This window comes from Uliginosibacterium silvisoli, from assembly GCF_036017035.1.
In the GTDB taxonomy this organism is placed as follows: Bacteria; Pseudomonadota; Gammaproteobacteria; order Burkholderiales; family Rhodocyclaceae; genus Viridibacterium; species Viridibacterium silvisoli.
On record NZ_JAYXHS010000001.1, the window covers coordinates 280,915 to 300,478 of the forward strand.

19 protein-coding genes are annotated in these 19,564 nt (G+C 63.5%); 6 read left to right on the top strand and 13 right to left on the bottom strand.

What is annotated here, in order from left to right; genetic code table 11:
• Positions 1 to 33: 33 nt before the first annotated feature.
• The 9 genes from VVD49_RS01330 to VVD49_RS01370 form a co-directional block, all read right to left on the bottom strand.
• Positions 34 to 444 (bottom strand): DUF3830 family protein, encoded by a 411-nt coding sequence (locus tag VVD49_RS01330; RefSeq protein ID WP_327597321.1) that lies wholly within the window; start codon positions 442 to 444, stop codon positions 34 to 36.
• A gap of 128 nt (positions 445 to 572) precedes the next feature.
• Complete coding sequence (locus VVD49_RS01335; RefSeq protein WP_327597322.1) at positions 573 to 1,169, bottom strand: LOG family protein; 597 nt, start codon at positions 1,167 to 1,169, stop codon at positions 573 to 575.
• A 63-nt stretch (positions 1,170 to 1,232) separates the two neighbouring features.
• On the bottom strand, positions 1,233 to 2,027 hold the full coding sequence (locus VVD49_RS01340) for an ABC transporter permease (protein ID WP_327597323.1): 795 nt from the start codon (positions 2,025 to 2,027) through the stop codon (positions 1,233 to 1,235).
• A complete protein-coding gene (locus VVD49_RS01345; protein WP_327597324.1) occupies positions 2,027 to 2,887 on the bottom strand; it encodes an ABC transporter ATP-binding protein in 861 nt (286 codons plus the stop codon). The genes VVD49_RS01340 and VVD49_RS01345 overlap by 1 nt, the downstream gene beginning before the upstream one ends.
• Positions 2,888 to 2,907: 20 nt before the next feature.
• Positions 2,908 to 4,383 carry a dihydroorotase gene (locus tag VVD49_RS01350; RefSeq protein ID WP_327597325.1) on the bottom strand — a complete coding sequence of 492 codons (1,476 nt, stop codon included), beginning with the start codon at positions 4,381 to 4,383 and terminating at the stop codon, positions 2,908 to 2,910.
• A 127-nt stretch (positions 4,384 to 4,510) separates the two neighbouring features.
• A complete protein-coding gene (locus VVD49_RS01355) occupies positions 4,511 to 5,302 on the bottom strand; it encodes an SDR family NAD(P)-dependent oxidoreductase (RefSeq protein WP_327597326.1) in 792 nt (263 codons plus the stop codon).
• A 35-nt stretch (positions 5,303 to 5,337) separates the two neighbouring features.
• Positions 5,338 to 6,369: an ABC transporter substrate-binding protein gene (locus VVD49_RS01360; protein ID WP_327597327.1), complete on the bottom strand. Its 1,032-nt coding sequence runs from the start codon at positions 6,367 to 6,369 to the stop codon at positions 5,338 to 5,340.
• Positions 6,370 to 6,380: 11 nt separating this feature from the next.
• Positions 6,381 to 7,220 (bottom strand): cysteine hydrolase family protein, encoded by an 840-nt coding sequence (locus VVD49_RS01365; RefSeq protein WP_327597328.1) that lies wholly within the window; start codon positions 7,218 to 7,220, stop codon positions 6,381 to 6,383.
• Positions 7,221 to 7,348: 128 nt separating this feature from the next.
• A complete protein-coding gene (locus tag VVD49_RS01370) occupies positions 7,349 to 8,257 on the bottom strand; it encodes a LysR family transcriptional regulator (RefSeq protein ID WP_327597329.1) in 909 nt (302 codons plus the stop codon).
• A gap of 151 nt (positions 8,258 to 8,408) precedes the next feature.
• On the opposite strand from VVD49_RS01370, the gene atzD reads away from it, so the two are divergent.
• The 6 genes from atzD to VVD49_RS01400 all read left to right on the top strand — a co-directional run bounded on the left by atzD (position 8,409) and on the right by VVD49_RS01400 (position 15,237).
• Entirely contained in the window at positions 8,409 to 9,518 is a 1,110-nt protein-coding gene (gene atzD / locus VVD49_RS01375) for a cyanuric acid amidohydrolase (protein ID WP_327597330.1), read from the top strand.
• Positions 9,519 to 9,568: 50 nt separating this feature from the next.
• A complete protein-coding gene (locus VVD49_RS01380) occupies positions 9,569 to 10,603 on the top strand; it encodes an ABC transporter substrate-binding protein (RefSeq protein ID WP_327597331.1) in 1,035 nt (344 codons plus the stop codon).
• 121 nt (positions 10,604 to 10,724) lie between these two features.
• Complete coding sequence (locus VVD49_RS01385; protein ID WP_327597332.1) at positions 10,725 to 12,197, top strand: amidohydrolase family protein; 1,473 nt, start codon at positions 10,725 to 10,727, stop codon at positions 12,195 to 12,197.
• Between the two features lie 205 nt (positions 12,198 to 12,402).
• Complete coding sequence (locus VVD49_RS01390) at positions 12,403 to 12,759, top strand: DUF1304 domain-containing protein (RefSeq protein WP_327597333.1); 357 nt, start codon at positions 12,403 to 12,405, stop codon at positions 12,757 to 12,759.
• Between the two features lie 18 nt (positions 12,760 to 12,777).
• The gene (locus VVD49_RS01395) at positions 12,778 to 13,071 is read left to right on the top strand and encodes a hypothetical protein (RefSeq protein WP_327597334.1); all 294 of its coding nucleotides are present in this window, start codon (positions 12,778 to 12,780) and stop codon (positions 13,069 to 13,071) included.
• A gap of 135 nt (positions 13,072 to 13,206) precedes the next feature.
• On the top strand, positions 13,207 to 15,237 hold the full coding sequence (locus VVD49_RS01400) for a BCCT family transporter (protein ID WP_327597335.1): 2,031 nt from the start codon (positions 13,207 to 13,209) through the stop codon (positions 15,235 to 15,237).
• Positions 15,238 to 15,294: 57 nt separating this feature from the next.
• Here VVD49_RS01400 and VVD49_RS01405 read toward each other — a convergent pair whose 3' ends face one another.
• The 4 genes from VVD49_RS01405 to VVD49_RS01420 form a co-directional block, all read right to left on the bottom strand.
• Positions 15,295 to 16,356, bottom strand: a complete 1,062-nt coding sequence (locus VVD49_RS01405; RefSeq protein ID WP_327597336.1) for an NAD(P)-dependent alcohol dehydrogenase — start codon at positions 16,354 to 16,356, stop codon at positions 15,295 to 15,297.
• 150 nt (positions 16,357 to 16,506) lie between these two features.
• Positions 16,507 to 17,586: a VWA domain-containing protein gene (locus VVD49_RS01410; protein ID WP_327597337.1), complete on the bottom strand. Its 1,080-nt coding sequence runs from the start codon at positions 17,584 to 17,586 to the stop codon at positions 16,507 to 16,509.
• Complete coding sequence (locus tag VVD49_RS01415; protein WP_327597338.1) at positions 17,583 to 18,575, bottom strand: DUF58 domain-containing protein; 993 nt, start codon at positions 18,573 to 18,575, stop codon at positions 17,583 to 17,585. Before VVD49_RS01415 ends, VVD49_RS01410 begins: the two co-directional genes overlap by 4 nt.
• A complete protein-coding gene (locus VVD49_RS01420) occupies positions 18,550 to 19,560 on the bottom strand; it encodes an AAA family ATPase (protein ID WP_327597339.1) in 1,011 nt (336 codons plus the stop codon). The genes VVD49_RS01415 and VVD49_RS01420 overlap by 26 nt, the downstream gene beginning before the upstream one ends.
• Positions 19,561 to 19,564 lie beyond the last annotated feature (4 nt).

Below are 19,564 nucleotides of genomic sequence, written 5' to 3' on the forward strand. Positions count from 1 at the left end.
TCGCCGGGATGACGGTTCATTCTGGCTCTCGTACTACATCGCCTCGAACGAAATTTCCTGCGCACCTTCCCAAAGGCATTTCACACCCAGCGCTCGCAGATTCTCCTTGCCCTCCACAATCGTCAGGAAGTGATTGCCCGCGAGCTGCCCCAGCTTGCTCGAGAACGAGCACGCGCCATAGGCCATGATGATTTCTGTCTCGCTGTACGGGCCGGGGTAGAACAGCACGTCGCCGACCGAGGGGTGACTGGTGTGATTCTCGAAGTCGACGCCGAGCTTGAAGTCACCCATCGGAATCCAGCAGCCCTCGCCGCTCCAGCGCACGTGGATGAGCTTCTGACGGTACGGCAATAATTTCTCGAACGCGGCGACAGTGAGTGGTGCGTCTGGGTGTGTTTCGGCGACGAAGCGGAAGCCGCCGGCGGTGATGAGTATGCGAGCCATGATTTCTTTCCAATCAAAAATCTTACACATCGTCATTCCCGCGAAAGCGGGAATCCACGTGCCCCACAAATCTGGCTTGTCGCGTAGAAGTGGATTCCCGCTTTCGCGGGAATGACGGTCTATTTTTTCTAGCTGGGAGTGCGTGGCGCAAACCACTTCTCCACGGTCGGCATGCGCCAGGCGGTGAGCTTGTCGATCAGGGCATCCGGCTCGGCCTCGATGATCATCGAGTCACAGTGCTCCTGCTTCATGAACTCCTCGTTCACTGCGTTCTGCAACATCGCGCGCATCGGTTCGAAGAAGTTGCGGATGTTGAGCGCGCCGCAGGCTTTCACGTGATCGCCTAACTGCGTGAGCGTCGCGACCTCGAACAACTCTTCATACGTCCCCAGTCCCCCGGGCAAGGCAACAAAGGCATCGGCCAGCTCGGCCATGCGCGCCTTGCGGCTCTTCATGTCGGGTGTGATCTCGTGGAGCGTCAGCGAGGCATGCAGGTGGCCACGATCGAAAAGGCGCTGGCTGATGATGCCGTGCGCGGTGCCGCCTGCTGCCAGCACCGCATCGGCAACGACGCCCATCAGGCCCTTGTGCGTACCGCCATACACCAGCGTGATCTTGCGTTCGGCCAGGGTTCGGCCGAGCGCACGTGCGCCTTCGGCGTAGGCATCGGAGATGCCGAAGTTGGAGCCGCAGAAGACGGCGATGCTTTTGATTTCACTGCTCATGATTTGAGTACTTTCATTGAGAATCCGATGGCAATCATTTTACGTCTGCAGTTAGACCTGCTCTCAGGTCGTGATGGCCTCATTGCTACGCGTCGCCCAGCCCGTCACGCGCTGTTCGATCAGCGAGGAAACGACGTAGAGCACCACGCCCATCGCCGCAAGAATGAACAGGCCGGCGAACACGAGCGGCACGTCGAAATTGCCGCTGGCGATGATCATCACATTACCGATGCCCTTGTTGGCCGCGATCGTCTCGGCCAGCACCGTGCCGACGAAGGCCAGCGTGATGGCGATCTTCAGCGATGCGAAGAGATACGGCAGTGCGCGTGGCAGGCCGACGTTCCACAGGATGTCGAGCTTGCGTGCACCGAGCACCTTGAGCACGTCCTGCAGCTCGGGCTCGGTGTGCGCCAGGCCCGTCGCGACATTCACGACCACCGGGAACATGCAGATCACCATCGAGGTGAGCACGGCTGGCACCGTGCCCGCGCCGAACCACACGACGAAGATCGGCACCACTGCCACCTTGGGAATCGACGAGAAGCCGACGAGGATGGGATAAGCCACGTCATAGGCGAGACGGCTCGCGCCGATCAGCATGCCGAGCAGGACACCACCGAGCACGCCGAGTGCGAAACCGACCAGCGTGGTGTAGAGCGTCTGCAGCGCATGCGGCCACAGCAGTGGCATCTTCAGCAGCAAGGTCGTGAACACGGCACTGGGCCGTGGCAGCACGAGGCCGGAGATGTTGAAGGCCACACAGGCCAGCTCCCACAGCAGGAACATGGCAGCGATGGCGAGGCCGGACATCAGCCGTTGGCGGGTCTGGCGCGACAGGCGCGGGGATGCGGTTTTCATCACACGGTCTCCATCATGGAATCGGTTTCTGCCTGTCCGGTGCGCTCCGCCGAGGCGAGATCGCTGCGCGCTTCGGCAATGCGCAGACGCAGCGCCTGCACGAGTTCGGAACAGTCGGGCGCGTAGCTCATCTCGACGGTGCGCGGGCGGGCGAAATCCACGCTGCGCTCTTCGAGGATGCGGCCCGGGCGCGCACTCATCACGCAGATGCGCGTGGCGAGATAAGCGGCCTCGCGCAAGTCATGTGTGACCAGCAACACCGTAGGTCGTTGCGTCATCCACAGGTTCTGCATCGTGGCCCACAGCTCTTCACGGGTGAATTGGTCGAGCGCGCCGAAAGGCTCGTCGAGCAGCAGCAGTTGCGGTTCGTGGATCAGTGCCCGGCACAGCGAAGCACGTTGCAACATGCCGCCCGACAATTGCCACGGGCGCTTGTCGCCCATGCCCTTGAGGCCGACCTGCGCGAGCAGCGCATCCGCACGCTCGGCATACTCGCCCTTCTTCTTCGCCTGATAGTCCTGACGAAAAGGTTCGACGATCTTGAGCGGCATCATGACGTTCTCGCGAATCGTCAGCCACGGCAGCATGGTCGGATTCTGGAAGGCCAGGCCGATGCGCGTGCGATGCGGGCCACCGACTTCGCGGCCATCGACGATCACGCCGCCGGAGCATGGCGACAAGAGTCCGCCGATGAGTTTGAGGATGGTGGATTTGCCGCAGCCACTGGGACCGACGAGGGCGACGAAATCACCCGTGTCGATACGCAGGTTGGTGCGGTCCAGTGCGAGCGTGGAAGTCTCGCTGTCGGCCGCGCCGAAGCGCACGGTGACGTCGCGGAGGTCGATGAATGGCTGGCTCATGATGTGCTCTCGAAAGGGGGTCAGCGCTCGTCGGCAGGCGTGACGACGTCTACCTGTGGCAACGCGTTGTTGGGGAAACCTTCCGGCACCTTCACGATGTTCTTCATGGTGCTCCAGTCGTTGCGCACATCCGGCGTCGGCATCTTCTGGATGCCCTTCACCGACTTGCCCCAGCCCACTGCGTCTTCGACGAGACGTCCATCGCGCATCACGAAGCGGCCACGCACCAGGGTGTGCACCGGGTAGCCCTTCACTGAGCGACCATTCCACGGCGAGATCTTGCTGATCGACTGCAGCTTGCCGTGCGACAGCATGCCGCTCCGGTTCATGTCGACGATGACGATGTCGGCATGCGCGCCAGCCGCGATGACACCCTTCGTGCCATACAGCCCCCAGGCCTTGGCCGGTGCGACGGCACTCCAGCGCACGTAGTCCATCAGCGTGGCGCGGCCCTTGTTCACTTCGGTCAGCATCAATGCCATCTGTGTTTCGACGCCGGGGAAGCCGCAATCGCATTCCCAGATATTGGCGCGCGTGTTTTCTTCGATGGAGTGCGGTGCGTGATCGGTGGCGATCATGTCCACCGTGCCGTCGAGCAGCGCGTCCCACAGTGGCTGGTTGTGGCGTGCATCGCGCACAGGCGGATTGACGCGCAGCACGCCGCCCATGCGGATCATGTCGGCCGTGTTGAGCAGCACGTACTGCGGGCAGGTCTCAACTGTGATGTCGACACCGCGCGCCTTGGCGTCGCGCACCAGCCACAGTGCATCGGCCGAGCTCTTGTGCGCGATATGCACCCGTGCGCCGGTCCATTCCGAGAAGTGGATGATGCGGCTCACCGCCTCGATCTCGCACACCTCGGGGCGTGCGGCGAGATGCGCCTGCGTGTCGATGCGGCCAGCGGCCTGCATGCGCTGCTGGCGGCGCGCCATGATGGATGAATTCTCGGCATGCACGACCGTGCGGATGCCCAGCGGCGCGAGGATCTCGAAAGCCTCCAGCAGCGCGCCGTCGGAAGGCGCCGGCAGATTGCCGAAGGTATTGCCGACGAAGGCCTTGAAGCTGGTAGCGCCGTTGTCGAGCAGGTCTTCCAGCACATCCACCGTGTCGTCACCGAGCAGCGCGTGTATGCCGAAATCGACGTAGGAGGCTTCAGCCGCACGCAGCTTTATCTGCAGCGCTTCGACCGTGCCGGTGGCGGGCTTGGTGTTCGGCATGTCGAAGACGGTGGTGACGCCACCCATCGCCGCGGCAGCGGAGCCGGTCTTCCAGGTTTCCTTGTGCGGATAGCCGGGGTCGCGGAAATGCACGTGGCTGTCGATGGCGCCGGGCAGGATGTACTGGCCGTCGACGCGGAATTCTTCGCGACCGGTTGGCATGATGTCGTCGTGACCGACGGCGACGATCTTGCCGCCATCGATAGCGACGGAGGCTTCGATGATGGCATCCGGCGAGACGACTTTGCCGCCGCGAATGACGAGATCAACTGTAGGCATGTTCAATTCTCTTTTCTGGCCGTCATCCCGGCGAAGGCCGGGATCCAGCGTCTTGGGTATGTGCGATGAGAGTCTCTGGATCCCGGCCTTCGCCGGGATGACGAGCGTTGGTATGTGCGGTCAGCCTCTACAACATGGCCCAACCACCATCGACTGGCAGGTCTACTCCGGTGATCTGGCGCGACACATCGCTGGCGAGGAACAGGCAGGCGTTGGCGACGTCTTCGTCGGTGGATACGCGGCGCAGCGCGTAGTCCTCGGCATGGCGCTGCATGGCTTCCTCGATGCTGATGCCATGTTGCTTCGCCATCGTGGCGCAGACCTTGTCGCGAAAGCGCGGGCCGTCGACCATGCCGGGCGCCACGCAGTTGACATTTATGCCGTGCGGGCCGGCTTCGAGCGCGAAGCTCTTGGTGATGCCGCGCAGGCCCCACTTGCTGGCGGAGTACGCCATGCGTCCGGCACGACCGCGCATGCCGAAGGTACCGCCGACATTCACCACTTTGCCGCTACGCCGCTCGATCATTCCCGGCAGCACGGCCTGCATGGTGTTGAAGCAGCCGGTCATGTTGAGCTGCACGATCTCCTCGAACTCGGCCTGGGTGTTTTCCCAGCCCGGCTTGCCGACCGTGCCGGAACCACCGGCGACATTCACCAGCACGTCGATGTGGCCGAAGTGCTCGAGGGCGTGGCGCGCCATCGTCGCCACCTGCGTGTCCTTCGTGATGTCGCAGGCCAGCACGATGGCATCGACGCCGAGAGTGCGCGCTTCCTCGGCCACCGGTTCGATGGCCGCCGTGTCGCGTCCGGTCAGCACCAGTTTCGCGCCTTCCTTGGCGAAGGCCAGGCTCACGGCGCGCCCCATGCCCTTGGCCGGGCCGGTGATGAGGACGACTTTGTCTTTGAGTGCGAGATCCATGATGTTTCCTGTTTGTTCTCAGTCTGGTTTTGCGCTTACATCTTCGAGAGACGATCGGCACGCGGTGGCAGGAAGCGGCGGTCGAATACGTCCGACACAGCGGGCTTGCGCGCCGAGGCGTCGCCATCGACGACGAGATCGATGTTGCGTTTCATGCGGACATCATCCACGTCGCCGAAGCCGATCTTGCCGATCTCGGGGTTGCTCATCTGCGTGCTGAAAGTGGCGATCAGGCGTTCGCGTTCGATCTCGCGGTTGAGCAGCGGCTCACGCTTCATGACGTATTCGAGACCGGCATCGGGATTCGCCACGACTTCCTTCACGGCGCGATTGAGGGCGCGCACGAAGCCTTCCACCACCTTGGGGTTCTCCTTCACCAGCTTGCGCGAGAAGAACACGGTGTTCGAATAGGAATCGACGCCGTAGTCCGAGTAAGGGATGAAGCGCAGATCCTTGTCGGGATTCATGCCGATGGCCTTGGCGCTGAAGGCCACGGTGAGCATGTAACCGAACACGCCGTCGACCTGGCCGCGGGTGAGCATCTGCTCACGCAGGTTGGGAGCCATATTGGTGATGCTGACCTTGCTGGCATCGATGCCAGCCGCCTTCGCTGCATCGGGGAAGAGCTTTAGCGCGCCGTCATTCACGGGGCCGCCGATGGTCTTGCCGGCCAGGTCCTTCATGGTCTTGATGGGGCTGTCCTTCTTCACGGCGATGACGAAGGGCGTGACGTTGTACATCATGTAAGCGGCGACCGGCGCCGAGTCCGGATACTTGGCCGCCATGTCGATGAGGGCCGACATGTCGCCGAAGCCAACGTCATACGTGCCGCTAGCCACTTTTGGAATCGAAGCGGCCGAGCCTTCGCCCTGGTCGATCGTCACGTCGAGACCCTCGGCCTTGAAGTAGCCCTTTTCCTGCGCCAGAAAGAACCAGGCCTGTGGGCCTTCGAACTTCCAGTTGAGCACCATCTTGAGCTTGGTCTGCGCCTGGGCGCCGACGGGTAGCAAGGCAGTGGCGGCGACGAGCGCGAACAACAATACGGAACAGGAGCGGGCGAGCTTCATGATGGATTCCTTCAAGGTTGAGGCGTTGGGGAGGGATCTGGTGAGTGAGTGGTAGTGAGCGCGGCATGCACGGCCGCACTGGTGGTGACGAAACCGTGCAGCAGGCGCACGAGAAAATGGATGGCGTCGCTGACATGTACTGGCGAAGGCGTGCTGCAGGCATCGCCGACCAGCAGGCAGTCGTAGCCGAGGAAGCCCGCGTCCTGCAGCGTCGAGAACACGCAGCGGTCGGTATTGATGCCGGCAAACAACAAGGTGGTGATGCCCTGCGCGCGCAACACGCCGTCGAGCTCGCTGTCGAAGAAGCCGGACAGGCGATGCTTGTCGACCAGCAGGTCGTTTGAAGCCGCTTGCAACTCATCGACGAGGGCCGCGCCCCAGCTGCCGCGCACCAGCGACGGGCCGTGATCTTCCGGCGAGACCTCGCCGTAACCGACGGCGTGTGCGTTGCCGCCTTTGGCTTTGTAGTGGATCGACGGTGGCAGGTTGGCGCCATCGGCGCGGATGCCCCAGTTGAGCCACAGCACGCGGCCACCCGCAGCGCGCCATGCCGGCAGCAGCTCGGATATGACGGGAATCGGCTGGCGGCAGGGCGCGATGTCGAGACCGCGCTGGCCGAACCAGCCCTGCGGGTGGCAGAAGTCGTTCTGCATATCGATCACGACCAATGCGCTGCGCGTCAGATCGATTTCGACCCGAGCGGGCTCGGCGGCGAGCGTGCAGACAACGGGTTCCGGCGTGCGACGCACGAGGCTCACCTGTTGCGGATTGCCTTGCCAGGCGTTGCAGGGCGCGCCGAAGCGCGCATCGGCCTGGGTGGCGGTAGAGCCTGGTTCGAAGGGTGTGTTCATGTTCGACATGTCCTCAGCGTAAGCAGGCAGACTGATCCTGTCTGCCGGTCATTTTTCAATGAGGCGTTGCGAAAAACGCAACGCTCGAATGGCGAGCCGCATAACCGCGGGCAACGCGCTACTCAAGCTCACTCGGCAAGCGTCAGCGCCTCGCGCAGGGCTTCCGCAAAGCGCATCGCCGGCATGGGCAAGTGGCGACCCTTGAGCTGGGCCAGCGTGAGCGCACGTGAAGCGAGGCCACGGTCTTCGATGGCGCGGGCGGTCACGCCGTCCTGCTCGCGGCCGAGCGCGGCGCCCACCTGGATCTGGAAGGAGATCGCGTCGGTGCCACGCACGAAGTTGCGCAGCATCTCGAAGGAGTTGGACTCCAACACCACGTTGGGCGCCAGCGAGCTGCGCGCGAAAAAAGAATCGAGCAGCACGCGGCCGCCGAGGCTGGCGTCGGGCAGGGCCAGCGGGTAGTTGAGGCAGTCGCGCATGCGCAGACTGCCTGCCTGCGCCAGCGGGTGGTCGGCTGCCATCACCGCGCACAGGCGCTGCTCCACCTCCAGCATCGGCGTGATGTCGGCCGACGGCTGTACGTTGTAGACGAGCCCCAGATCGGCCTCGAACTCGCGCAGCGAACGCAGCACGCTGTTGTGGTCGCAGATCAGCACGGAGAAGGAGATGCCCGGATTGGCCATGCGGAATTTCGCAATGACCTCGGGGAACACCGAGAACACCAGCGCCTGGCTGGCCGCGATGCTGACCTTGCCGCGATGCATGCCCTTGAGCTGGGCGATGTCGCCACGCAGGCGGTCGAAGTCGGCCTGCTGCGCGCGCGCGTGCTGCAGGAACAACTCGCCCGCCGCCGTCGGCCGCATGCCGCGCGCGTGGCGCTCGAACAGCTCAGCGCCCATGTCCTCCTCGAGGTCCTGCAGGCGCCGGTCTAGTGCCGAGGCGGTGATGTAGAGCGATTCCGCAGCCTTGCGGATGGAGCCGCTGCGGGCGATGGCGTCGATGTAGCTGAAGATGCGCAGGTATTGAAGCGAAGACATGGAAGCCCTTTATCGAACACGGGGTCGGTGCGAAGCCAGTGCGCTGAGCGTTGCAAAAAATCGAACGGACACATGCGAACTTGGCAATGGAAATGCATCACTCCGCCAAGGCAAGATTGGTGCCTCTTCCTCGCTTTCATGGGCCCAGCCGATGAACCAGATCGTCGATGTCTTCAAGATTCCCTGCGGCGGCCCGGCCGACCTGCGCGCCGCCAAAGCCCTGCTGCAATCGGGCGCGTTGCGCGCGCAGGACATCGTGGCCGTGATGGGCAAGACCGAGGGAAACGGCTGCGTCAATGACTTCACACGTGAGCTGGCGAGCCGCGCCTGGTGCGATCTGCTGGCGCCACTTCTGGGCACGACGCCCGAAGCGGTGCATGCGCGCGTGGCGCTCGTCATGTCGGGCGGCACCGAAGGAGTGCTGTCGCCGCACTTCACCGTGTTCGCCCGGCGGGCGTCGACGACAGACGCCCCGCGCACCGACAAACGCCTCGCCATCGGCATCGCCTTCACGCGTGAATTCAAGCCCGAAGAGCTCGGCCGCCGCGCGCAGGTGAATGCCACGGCCGAAGCGGTGACGCAGGCGATGCGCGACGCCGGCATCGACGACGCCGGCGACGTGCATTTCGTGCAGATCAAATGCCCGCTGCTGACCGCGCAGAAGATCGACGAAGCCCTACAGCGCGGCGCGCCACCCGTGACGCACGACACCTATGAATCGATGGGCGCGTCACGCGGCGCATCGGCCCTCGGCGTGGCCGTCGCGCTTGGCGAGATCGACACGGCACAAGTGCAGGACGAAGACATCCGCAGCGACTGGTCGCTCTACTCCAGCGTGGCCTCCACCTCGGCCGGCATCGAGCTCGACCATAACGTCATCATCGTCATGGGCATGAGCGCACAGGCCGACAGCGACTACCTGATCGCCCACGGCGTGATGCGCGACGCCATCGACGTGGCCGGCGTGCGCAGATGCCTGCGCGAGGACTTCGGCATCGACCCCGACACGCAGAGCGAGGCCCTTCGCCAGCGTGTGGTGAACGTGCTCGCCAAGGCAGAGGCCGCACCCGACGGCAAGGTGCGCGGCGCACGCCACACCATGCTCAACGACTCCGACATCAACTCCACCCGCCACGCACGCGCAGCTGTCGGCGCAGCGCTCGCCTCCGTACTTGGCGACACCGCGCTGTACGTGTCAGGTGGCGCCGAACACCAGGGGCCGGCAGGCGGCGGCCCCTTCGCTCTCATCCTGCGTGCATGAATTTGCAAGCAGGCACGTAACCCCACTCACAACACCACCGGTACCCCAACATGAACACCCTGAAACGCCTCACCGCCGCCTGCATGGCAACACTCAGCCTGTGCGCAACGCCTGCCATGGCGCAGGAAGCCACGAAGATCAAATTCACGCTGGACTGGAAGATTCAGGGCGTGCACGCCTGGTTCTACTGGGCACAAGACAAGGGCTACTTCAAGAACGAGAAGCTCGACGTCACCATCGACCAGGGCGAAGGCTCTGCTGCCAGCGTCACCCGCGTGATGGCAGGTGTATATCAGGCAGGCTTCGGCGACATCAACGCCATCGTCCAGAATGCAGCGACACGCCCCGCCGAAACGCCGGTCATGGTCTACATGTTCTACAACCGCGCGCCCTTCGCACTCATCACCAAGGCCGACAGCCCGATCAAGACGCTGAAAGATGTCGAAGGCAAGAAGCTCGGCTCGCCAGCTGGCGCTGCGGCGCTGAAGGTATTCACCGCACTGGCGAAGAAGAACGGCGTCGATGAGAAGAAAGTCGAATGGCTCAACATGGCGCCCAACCTGCAGGAGCAGATGCTGTTGCGTGGGCAGGTCGATGCTTCTGCCGTCTTCTCCGCCACCAGCTACATGAACCTCGCCGCGATGCAAATCGATCCGGACAAGGACATCCGCTGGATCTTCTACAACGATCACGGGCTGGACCTCTACAGCAACGGCGTGCTCGTCTCGCAGCAACTCGTGAAGGAGAAACCGCAAGCTGTCAGCGGCCTAGTGCGCGCCATCAACCGCGCGGTGAAGGAATGCATTGCCACACCTGATGCCTGCATCGACAACCTCGCGAAGAACGAACCGCTCATCAACAAAGACATCGAAAAACGCCGTCTGATCTATACGGTGAAGTCGTTGATGCTGACGCCGGAAGTCGCCGAAATCGGACTGGGGGACATCAAGGACGACCGCATGGCACGCGCCATCACCCAGCTCGACGAAAGCTACGGCCTGCCACGCAGCCCGGCGCCGGGCGAAGTGTTCAATCGCAGCTTCCTGCCTGCGAAGAGCGAGCGTATCGTGAAGTCACCGTTTTAACTTTTGTCATCCCAGCGAAGGCCGGGATCCAGCTCCACGCGACTGTCTGGATCCCGGCCTTCGCCGGGATGACGATGTTTGGTTATTGGCTCAACACATCTACTCGAAGGAACGTCGGCTCATGAGCACCGTCAATGCAGACAGTCATGCTTTCGAAGTCGACTGGCTACTCGCCCAACCCGGTGTGCAGCCCACGCAACACAGCGCGCACATCGCCATTGCCGGCGAACGCATCGCATCACTGGCGTCGACAACGCCGACCGGCAACGGCCTCATCGCCCTGCCCGGCCTCTGCAACGCGCACGACCATGCACGCGCCGTACGCGCCACGGCATTGGGCGGCTTCGACAAGCCGCTCGAATCCTGGCTCGCCTATCTGGGCGTCATTCCAGGCGTGGATGCCTACGTCTGCGCCGCCTCGTCACTGGCACGCTCGGCCCTGCGCGGTGCCGGTCGCGTAATGGTCCACTACACGCGCCAGCAAGGCCTCGTCGATCCACTCATGGAAGCACAACAGGTCGCGAAGGCTGCACGCGATGTCGGCGTGCAGGTCGGCTTTGCCGTCGCCATGCGCGACCGCAACAACATCGCCTACGGCGACGACGCAAGCGTGCTCGCCGCACTCCCCGCCGATCTGCGCGCACGCGTCAGCCCGCGCTTCGGCAAGCCGCCGCTGCCCGCGGCTGAACAGCTCGCGCTTGCCGACGCCATTGCCGAGTCCTGTCACGGCCCCGGCTTCAACGTGCAATACGGCCCGACTGGCGTGCAGTGGTGCAGCGACGCCCTGCTGCGTGCCATCGCCGAAGCCTCGGCGCAACACAATCGCCAGGTGCACATGCACATGCTGGAGACCCGCTACCAGCGCGAGTGGGCGGACCATCATCTGCCGCAAGGCATCATCCGCTACCTGCATGACATCGGCCTGCTCTCGCCGCGCCTCACGCTGGCGCACTGCACCTACTGCACGCCAGAAGAGCTGGATCTCATCGCGCAAAGCGGCGCACGCATCGCCGTCAACACCGGCTCCAACCTCGGCCTGCGTTCCGGCATCGCACCGGTCGCGCAGATGCTCTCCGCGGGCTGCAATGTAGCGATGGGGCTCGACGGCCTGTCGCTCGACGAAGACGACGACGCGCTGCGCGAACTGCGCCTGCTGCATCACCTGCACAAAGGCTGGGGCTATGAAACGAAACTCTCGCATGCGCAGGCTTGGCGCATCGCCAGCGAGCAAGGCAGGCATTCCATCAGCGGCGTCGAGACCAGCGATGCGATCAGCGTCGGCGGCCTTGCTGACATGCTCGTGCTCGACGGCCACAGCCTGATGGAAGACCGCCTCTTCGACGACGTAGAGATTCTGGATTACGTTCTCGCGCGCGCCACGGCCACCCACATCAAGCGCGTCATCGTCAGCGGCAAGACCATCGTCGACAACGGCCACGTGCTCGGCGTCGACTACCCTGCCCTGATGACAGACCTGATGGCAAGGCTGCGCTCCGCCCTCGACCCCGCTGACAAGTGGCGCGCCAGCGTGCGCGCCCTCGATGGCGAACTGGCGCAGCTTTATCACCAGCATGGTGGGCCGATGTGTTGTTGATGCGTCATTTTCTGCGCCATGATGATGGGGTGCGTGCAGGTCGGAAAAGCAAAGCGCCTTCCGACATCAGGGCGTCAAACGAAGCACGAGCATTCGCGTATGACCGGAATGTCGGAAGGCGCTTTGCTTTTCCGACCTACGCTCGCAGGAACGACGGGCCGCTGCACGCGTATGATGCGGGCATCGCACACCGGAGGCCTGCATCATGAGCACCGTCGCCAGCATCGCCATCGCACTCCTCGCCCTGCTGCATGTCTACATCCTCGTGCTGGAGATGTTCATGTGGGACAAGCCCCCTGGCCTGAAAGCCTTCCGCATGAGCCCGGAGCAGGCACGGGCAACGAAGACGCTTGCGATGAACCAGGGGCTCTACAACGGCTTTCTCGCCGCAGGGCTGTTGTGGGCCTTGCGGCTCGGCGCGGAGGGGCGTGCGATTGCGATCTTCTTCAGCGCCTGTGTGCTCGTCGCGGGTGTGTTCGGTGCTCTGACGGCAAGTCGCAAGATCCTGTGGGTGCAGGGCTTGCCGGGCGCCATCGCCCTCATCCTGTCGCTGCTCGCCTGAACCGGAGGAAGAGACGCGATGCACATCGTCATTGCAGCGGCGTTGCTGCTTGCACTGTTCGCGATGAACGCATGGGTCACCTGGCGGATTAGGCATGACCCTCTGGCCTTGCCGGCCGAGAAGCTCGGCCAGACCCTTCTGGTGTGGACACTACCCTTGCTGGGTACGCTGCTTGTCCTGCACCTGACCCATGACAAGCCGGCCCCTTCCGCCGGCGGATATGCGGAAGACATCGAGCCGGTTGAGACGATGGAGGCACTGCAGGACGGCCTCACCAGCAATGACTGGGACGCCCCGCTGGACCCCTCTTGATTGTGGCGGCGTGCGTCATATGATGTAGAGGGGCTTGCCGGGCGCGCCGGGAAGCATTCACGCACAGAGCGACGGCCTGCAGCAGCTCGGGGCTTTTGCTGATCGCAGTTTCACCATCTTCGATCCGGGAAGCCCATGTCCGAACAGAAGAAAGCCCTGCACACCTTCCGCCTGCCGGTGCTGATCCCCAGTCTCGCCATCATCTGCGTGCTGATCATTTTCTGCGCCAGCGATCCCACTGCGGCGGGCAAATCCCTGAAGTCATTGCAGCACGTAATCTCCGAGAACTTCTCTTGGTACTACACGCTGGTCGTATCGGTGTTCCTGGTGTTCCTGATCGGGCTGGCGTGCAGCAGCTACGGCAAGATCCGGCTTGGCGCCGACGATGCCGAGCCGGAGTTCAGCGTGCTCTCCTGGCTGGCGATGCTGTTTGCAGCCGGCATGGGCATCGGCCTCATGTACTACGGCGTGGGCGAACCGCTGCAGCACTTCGTGTCACCCCCGCTGACGGAGGGGCGCACCCTCGCCGCGGCCGGCGAGGCAATGACCAGCACCTTTCTGCACTGGGGCTTCCAGCCCTGGGCGATCTATGGCGTCGTCGGCCTCGTGCTTGCCTATTTCGGTTATCGCTACAACCTGCCGCTGTCCTTGCGCTCGGGCCTCTACCCCATCTTGCGCGAACGCATCAAAGGCCCCTGGGGCCATGCGGTGGATGTGTTCGCCCTGTGCTGCACCTTGTTCGGCCTGGCGCCTTCGGTCGGGCTGGGGGTGGTGCAGCTGGCGGCGGGCATCCAGCGCCTGACGGGGTGGGACACCAGCAGCCTCTCCGTGCAGCTGGGGCTCATCTTCGTCGTGATCTCGCTGGCGGCGATCTCCGCCGCAACGGGCGTCGGCAAGGGCGTGCGGCGCCTCTCCGAATTGAACCTGTCACTCGCCGTGTTGCTGATGCTGTTCGTGCTGTTCGCGGGTCCGACGCGTTATCTGCTCGGTGCATTCGCGGACAACCTCGGCAGCTATCTCGCGCAGTTCCCGATGCTGACGCTGCGCAACTTCACCTACACCCCCGAGCGCACTGCCAGCTGGTTCTCCGGCTGGACGATTCTCTACTGGGCATGGTGGATTTCGTGGTCGCCTTTCGTGGGCTTGTTCATCGCGCGCATCTCGCGCGGCCGCACGATCCGCGAGTTCGTCACGGGCGTGATCCTCGTGCCCAGCCTGTTCACCTTCCTGTGGATGACCGTCTTCGGCAACACCGTCATCTGGCTCGATCTGCACACGGCGCAGGGTGCGCTCTCCAGCATGGCCAGCAATGTCGATGCGCTGCTGTTCCGCTTCTTCGACTTCCTGCCGTTCTCCAGCCTCATGGCGGGTGTCTCCGTCTTGCTGATCGCCGTGTTCTTCGTGACTTCTGCGGACTCCGGCTCGCTGATGCTGGACCTGCTCGCGTCGCGCGATGACCAGCCCTCGCCGCTCTGGCAACGCATCTTCTGGGCTGCGCTACTGGGCGTGACGGCGGCCGTGCTGCTGGCCACCGGCGGGCAGAGTGCGCTGATGACCATGGCCCTCGTCGCAGCCCTGCCGTTCTCGCTCATCATGGTGTTGCTGATCTTCTCGCTATGTCGCGGGCTGGCGGCCGACAAGCGCCACTCGCAACGCATGCTCGCCCCTGCCACGCGCTTCTGGTCGGGTCAGCACTGGCGCGAGCGGCTGGAGAACATCCTGCAACAGCCCACTGAATCCGAGGTGCGCAGTTTCATCGCGACCACGGTCAGGCCGGCGCTCGACGAGGTAGCCCTGGCAATGCGCCAGAAATCCGTATCGGCCGAGGTACGGCAGGAGGCAGATGGCGCCATCTTGCTGGTGATCCCGCAGCCCAATCTGCGCGATTTCATCTACGGTGTCCGGCCGCGTGCACGCCAGTTGCCCGCCTTCGCCCTCAATGAGGTGCAGCTGCCCGCCAGCGAACGCCACCACACCTGGGAGGCAATGAGCTTCTTCGCCGACGGGCGTGGCGGCTACGCCATCGACTATCTGCGCAGCGAAGAAATCATTGCCGACGTGCTGGGCCAGTACGAGCGCTACCTCTCGCTCAGTCACGGCTTGCAGACGCACCTGCTCAACACCGCGCCCGCCCATCGTCGCGCGCCGGATGGCGACAGCGCCTGAACCCTGCCCGTGAATGAAAAAAGGCGGCCCGCAGGCCGCCTTTTTCGTGTCCGGAAATTACGCCAGCGACGCCATGTCAATGACGAAGCGATACTTCACATCGCTCTTCAACATGCGCTCGTAGGCGCCATTGATCTCGTCCATGCGGATCATCTCGATATCGGAGACGATGCCGTGCTTCGCACAGAAGTCGAGCATCTCCTGCGTCTCGGCAATGCCACCGATCAGCGAACCGGCAAGACGGCGACGCCCCATGATGAGACCGAAGACGTTCGGTGAAGGGTGTGGCGAATCCGGCGCCCCCACCAGGGTCATCGTGCCATCACGCTTGAGCAAAGCGATGAAGGCATCCAGGTTGTGTGGCGCTGCGACCGTATTGAGGATGAAGTCGAAGCTGCTGGCATGCGCGGCCATCTCGGCTTCGTTCTTCGAGATCACGACTTCGTGGGCACCGAGGCGCAAGGCATCTTCTTTCTTGCCGGGCGACGTGGTGAACAACACCACGTGCGCGCCCATGGCCGCAGCGATCTTCACGCCCATATGGCCGAGTCCGCCGAGGCCGACGATGCCGACCTTGTGCCCCTTGCCGACTTTCCACTGGTGCAGTGGCGAGTAGGTGGTGATGCCTGCACACAGCAAGGGCGCCACGGCGGCGAGTTGATCCTTGTGCGAGACGCTAAGCACGAATTTCTCGTCCACCACGATGCTGCTGGAATAACCGCCGTAAGTGTTCTCGCCGCCGCCATACAGCGGCCCGTTGTAAGTGCCGGTGAAGCCCTTCTCGCAATACTGCTCGAGGCCTTCGGCACACGATGCGCAGGTCTGGCAACTGTCGACCATGCAGCCGACACCAACCGTGTCGCCTTCCTTGAATTTCTTGACGGCCGAACCGACGGCAACGACCTTGCCAACGATCTCGTGGCCAGGCACCGAGGGATAGATCGTGTTATGCCACTCGTTACGCGCGGTGTGCAGGTCGGAGTGACACACACCGCAGAAGAGGATCTCGATGGCGACATCGCTGGCTCCCGGCATGCGGCGCTCGAAACTGTATGGCGCAAGCGGATCGGTTGCTTTCAAGGCAGCGTAGGCACGGGTCTGGGGCTTGTACTGGGTCATGATGAACTCCGATCAAGAGGGTGGGAGAAGGAAGGCATGAAGATACGCTACGACTCTTGAAGATAGATGTCGTCGCAAAAAGTTCATCCCTGAACCGGGCGCCCGTCGCGCCGCCGGTCATGCCACGCAGATTGCCCAATGGCGGAAAACCTACAGTATCCGGTTGAACCACAACAAGCTCAGCACCGCAGAGAGCACTGACAGCAGCGCGGCTGCAGCGGAGAAGAAAGCGGTGATCTCCATCTCCTTGGTCTGCAGCACGAAGCGCGCGTTGAGCGATTCGTAGATCTTCTTCAGGTCGACTGCATTGCCCGCATAGAAGTACTCCGCCTCGGTTTTCTTGGCGACAGCCTTGAGGGTTTCCTCGTCGAGGCGCACGCGCATCGACCAACCCTCTATGCCGATGGTCTCGCCTTCAACGGTTCCCACCCCTACCGTGAAGACACGCACGCCACGGTCGGCAGCCATCTTGGCAGCATCGAGCGGATCGGGGCCGACGGTGCGCTGGCCATCAGACAGCAGGATGATGGCTGCCGAGGTAAAGGAGCCTGGCGGCACAGGCTTGAACTCCTTCTTCCCTGCGCCGCCGGGGCGCTGACCAAGCGGCGTGTTCTGCCCTTCATTGTTTTCGTTGTGGTCGATATTGGGATCAGTGTCGCGCCCATAGCTCAGTGCGCTGACGTCGATACCTTCTTCCGGAAACAGGGTTGCCAGCGACAGGATGAGGCCGCTGCCAATGGCGGTGCCGCGCTGCAGCTGGAAACGGTCGATGGCGGCGAGCAGGTCTTCACGATTCTGCGTGGGGGCCTGCACGACCGAGGCGGTGGCGGCGAAGGAAACGATGCCGATGCGCGTGCGTGCCGGCTGCGCATTGACGAAGGCGCGTGCCGCTTCCTGCGCGGCAACGATGCGCGTCGGCTTGACGTCGGGCGCGCGCATGCTGCCCGAGACATCCATCGCCAGGATGATGGTCTCCTGTTGTGAGGGCATGCGCACCACGGCCGTCGGCCGCGAGATGGCGAAGATCATGAGTGCGATCGCCAGCAGGAACAGCACGGGCGGAATATGCCGACGGACTTTGCTGCCGACACCGATGACTTCCCTGACCATGCTCAGGCTGGCGTAGCGCAGCGCGACCTTCTTCTTTCGCCGTAGCAGGAAGACGTACAGCGCGATCAGAGCGGGCACGAGCAGCATCAGCCACAGGGCTTCGGGCCACATGAATTTCATTGACGTACCCCCCGGGTCGCTGTGAGGTGTGCAGGCAGGCTGCCGCCCGCAGCAAGCTGGCTGCGGCGTTTGCGCAGGTCGGCAAAGCGCAGCAGGGCGTCGGCCAGATCGTCGTCGGTGCATAGCTCCAGCGCGTCCACGCCGACCTTGGCGAAGTTGTCGCGCAGCGTGTTCTCGCGCCGCTCGGCGGCAGCGGCGAAACGTCTGCGGAAGCCGGCATCACTGGTATCGACGAAGAGCTGCTCCCCGGTCTCGGCGTCCTGCATGACGACCATGCCAAGATCAGGCATGTCCATCTCCAGCGGATCGTAGAGACGTACCGCGACGACTTCGTGCCGCTGGACGAGCTGCGCCAGCGGCTTGTCCCAGCCAGGCGTACTGATGAAGTCGGACACCACGAAAACCAGCGAGCGCCGCGGGATGATCTGTGCCGCACTGCGCAGCAGGGTCTGCAGGTCGGTAGCCGCCGAGGGCTTGGCCTTGGGACGATTGAGCATGCTGTGCAGGATATGCAGGATGTGGCGCCGCCCCGCCCCCGCCGGAATGACCGTGTCGACCTCGCTGCCATAGAGCAGCGCGCCTATGCGATTGCCATGTCGCGTCAGCAGGCGCGCCAGCACCGTGACGAACTCGGCAGAGACGGCGCGCTTGTGCGTGTCCTGCGAGCCGAAATCCACCGAGGGGCTGAGGTCGAGCAGGAACCAGGCGGTGACTTCGCGATCTTCATGGAAGTCGCGCACGTAGGGCGTCTGCAGCCGCGCGGTGACGTTCCAGTCGATGTGGCGCACATCGTCGTGGTACTGGTACTCGCGCAGGTCGGCGAGGTCCAGCCCGAAGCCACGGAACAGCGTGCGGTAGTCGCCGTGCAGCAGCCCGTCGAGCCGCCGGATGACGGTCCACTCCAGACGCCGCAGGATGGTCTCGGCGCTCTGCGCGACCTCACCCGGCCCCGCAGCAGCGCGCTCAGGCTTTTGCAGGGACACTGACATGGCTCTCCAGAGGTTTGTCCGGCGCGGGGATCTTCTGCATGACCTTGAGGATGATCTGATCGGCGCTGAGCCCTTCCGAGAGCGCCTGATACGACAGCACGAGGCGGTGGCGCAGCACGTCGGGCACGATGTCCTGCATGTCCTCCGGCAAGGCGTAATCACGCCCGCGCAGGAAGGCCAGCGCACGCGCGCCTTCGACGAGGTGAATGGTGGCGCGCGGGCTGGCACCGAAAGAGATGTACGGCGCGAGATCAGCCAGGCCATGTCGCGCCGGATCACGCGTGGCCGATACCAGCCGCACGGCATACTGCATGAGCGCCGGTTCGACGAAGCTTGCGCGACACACCTGTTGCAATTCAGCGAGTTGCCCGGTCGATGCCACGGCAGCGACCAGCGTGGCAGCGCCGGTCACGCGCTGCACGATGACGAACTCCTCCTCGTCCGTCGGATAGCCGACCAGCACCTTCATCATGAAGCGGTCGACCTGCGCCTCGGGCAGCGGATAGGTGCCCTCGGTTTCGATGGGGTTCTGCGTCGCCATGACAAGGAAAGGCGACGGCACCTTGTGCGTTTCGCCAGCAATCGTGACCTGCCCTTCCTGCATCACTTCGAGCAGCGCGCTCTGTACTTTCGCTGGCGCGCGATTGATTTCATCGGCCAGCAGTAGATTGGTGAACACCGGCCCGAGCACCGTGGAGAAATCGCCCGTGCGCTGGTTGTAGATGCGCGTGCCGACCAGATCGGCTGGCACGAGGTCGGGCGTGAACTGGATGCGCTTGAAATCGCCGCGAATGGTATTGGCCAGCGTCTTGACGGTCAGCGTCTTGGCCAGGCCCGGCATGCCTTCAACAAGCAGATGGCCCTTGGCGAGAATCGCCACCAGCACGCGTTCGAGAAAGTGATCCTGGCCGACGACGACCTTTTTCACTTCGTAGAGGATGCGCTCCATGAGCGATTTCACTTCAGCGTCGATCTCGTTGCTCATGCAC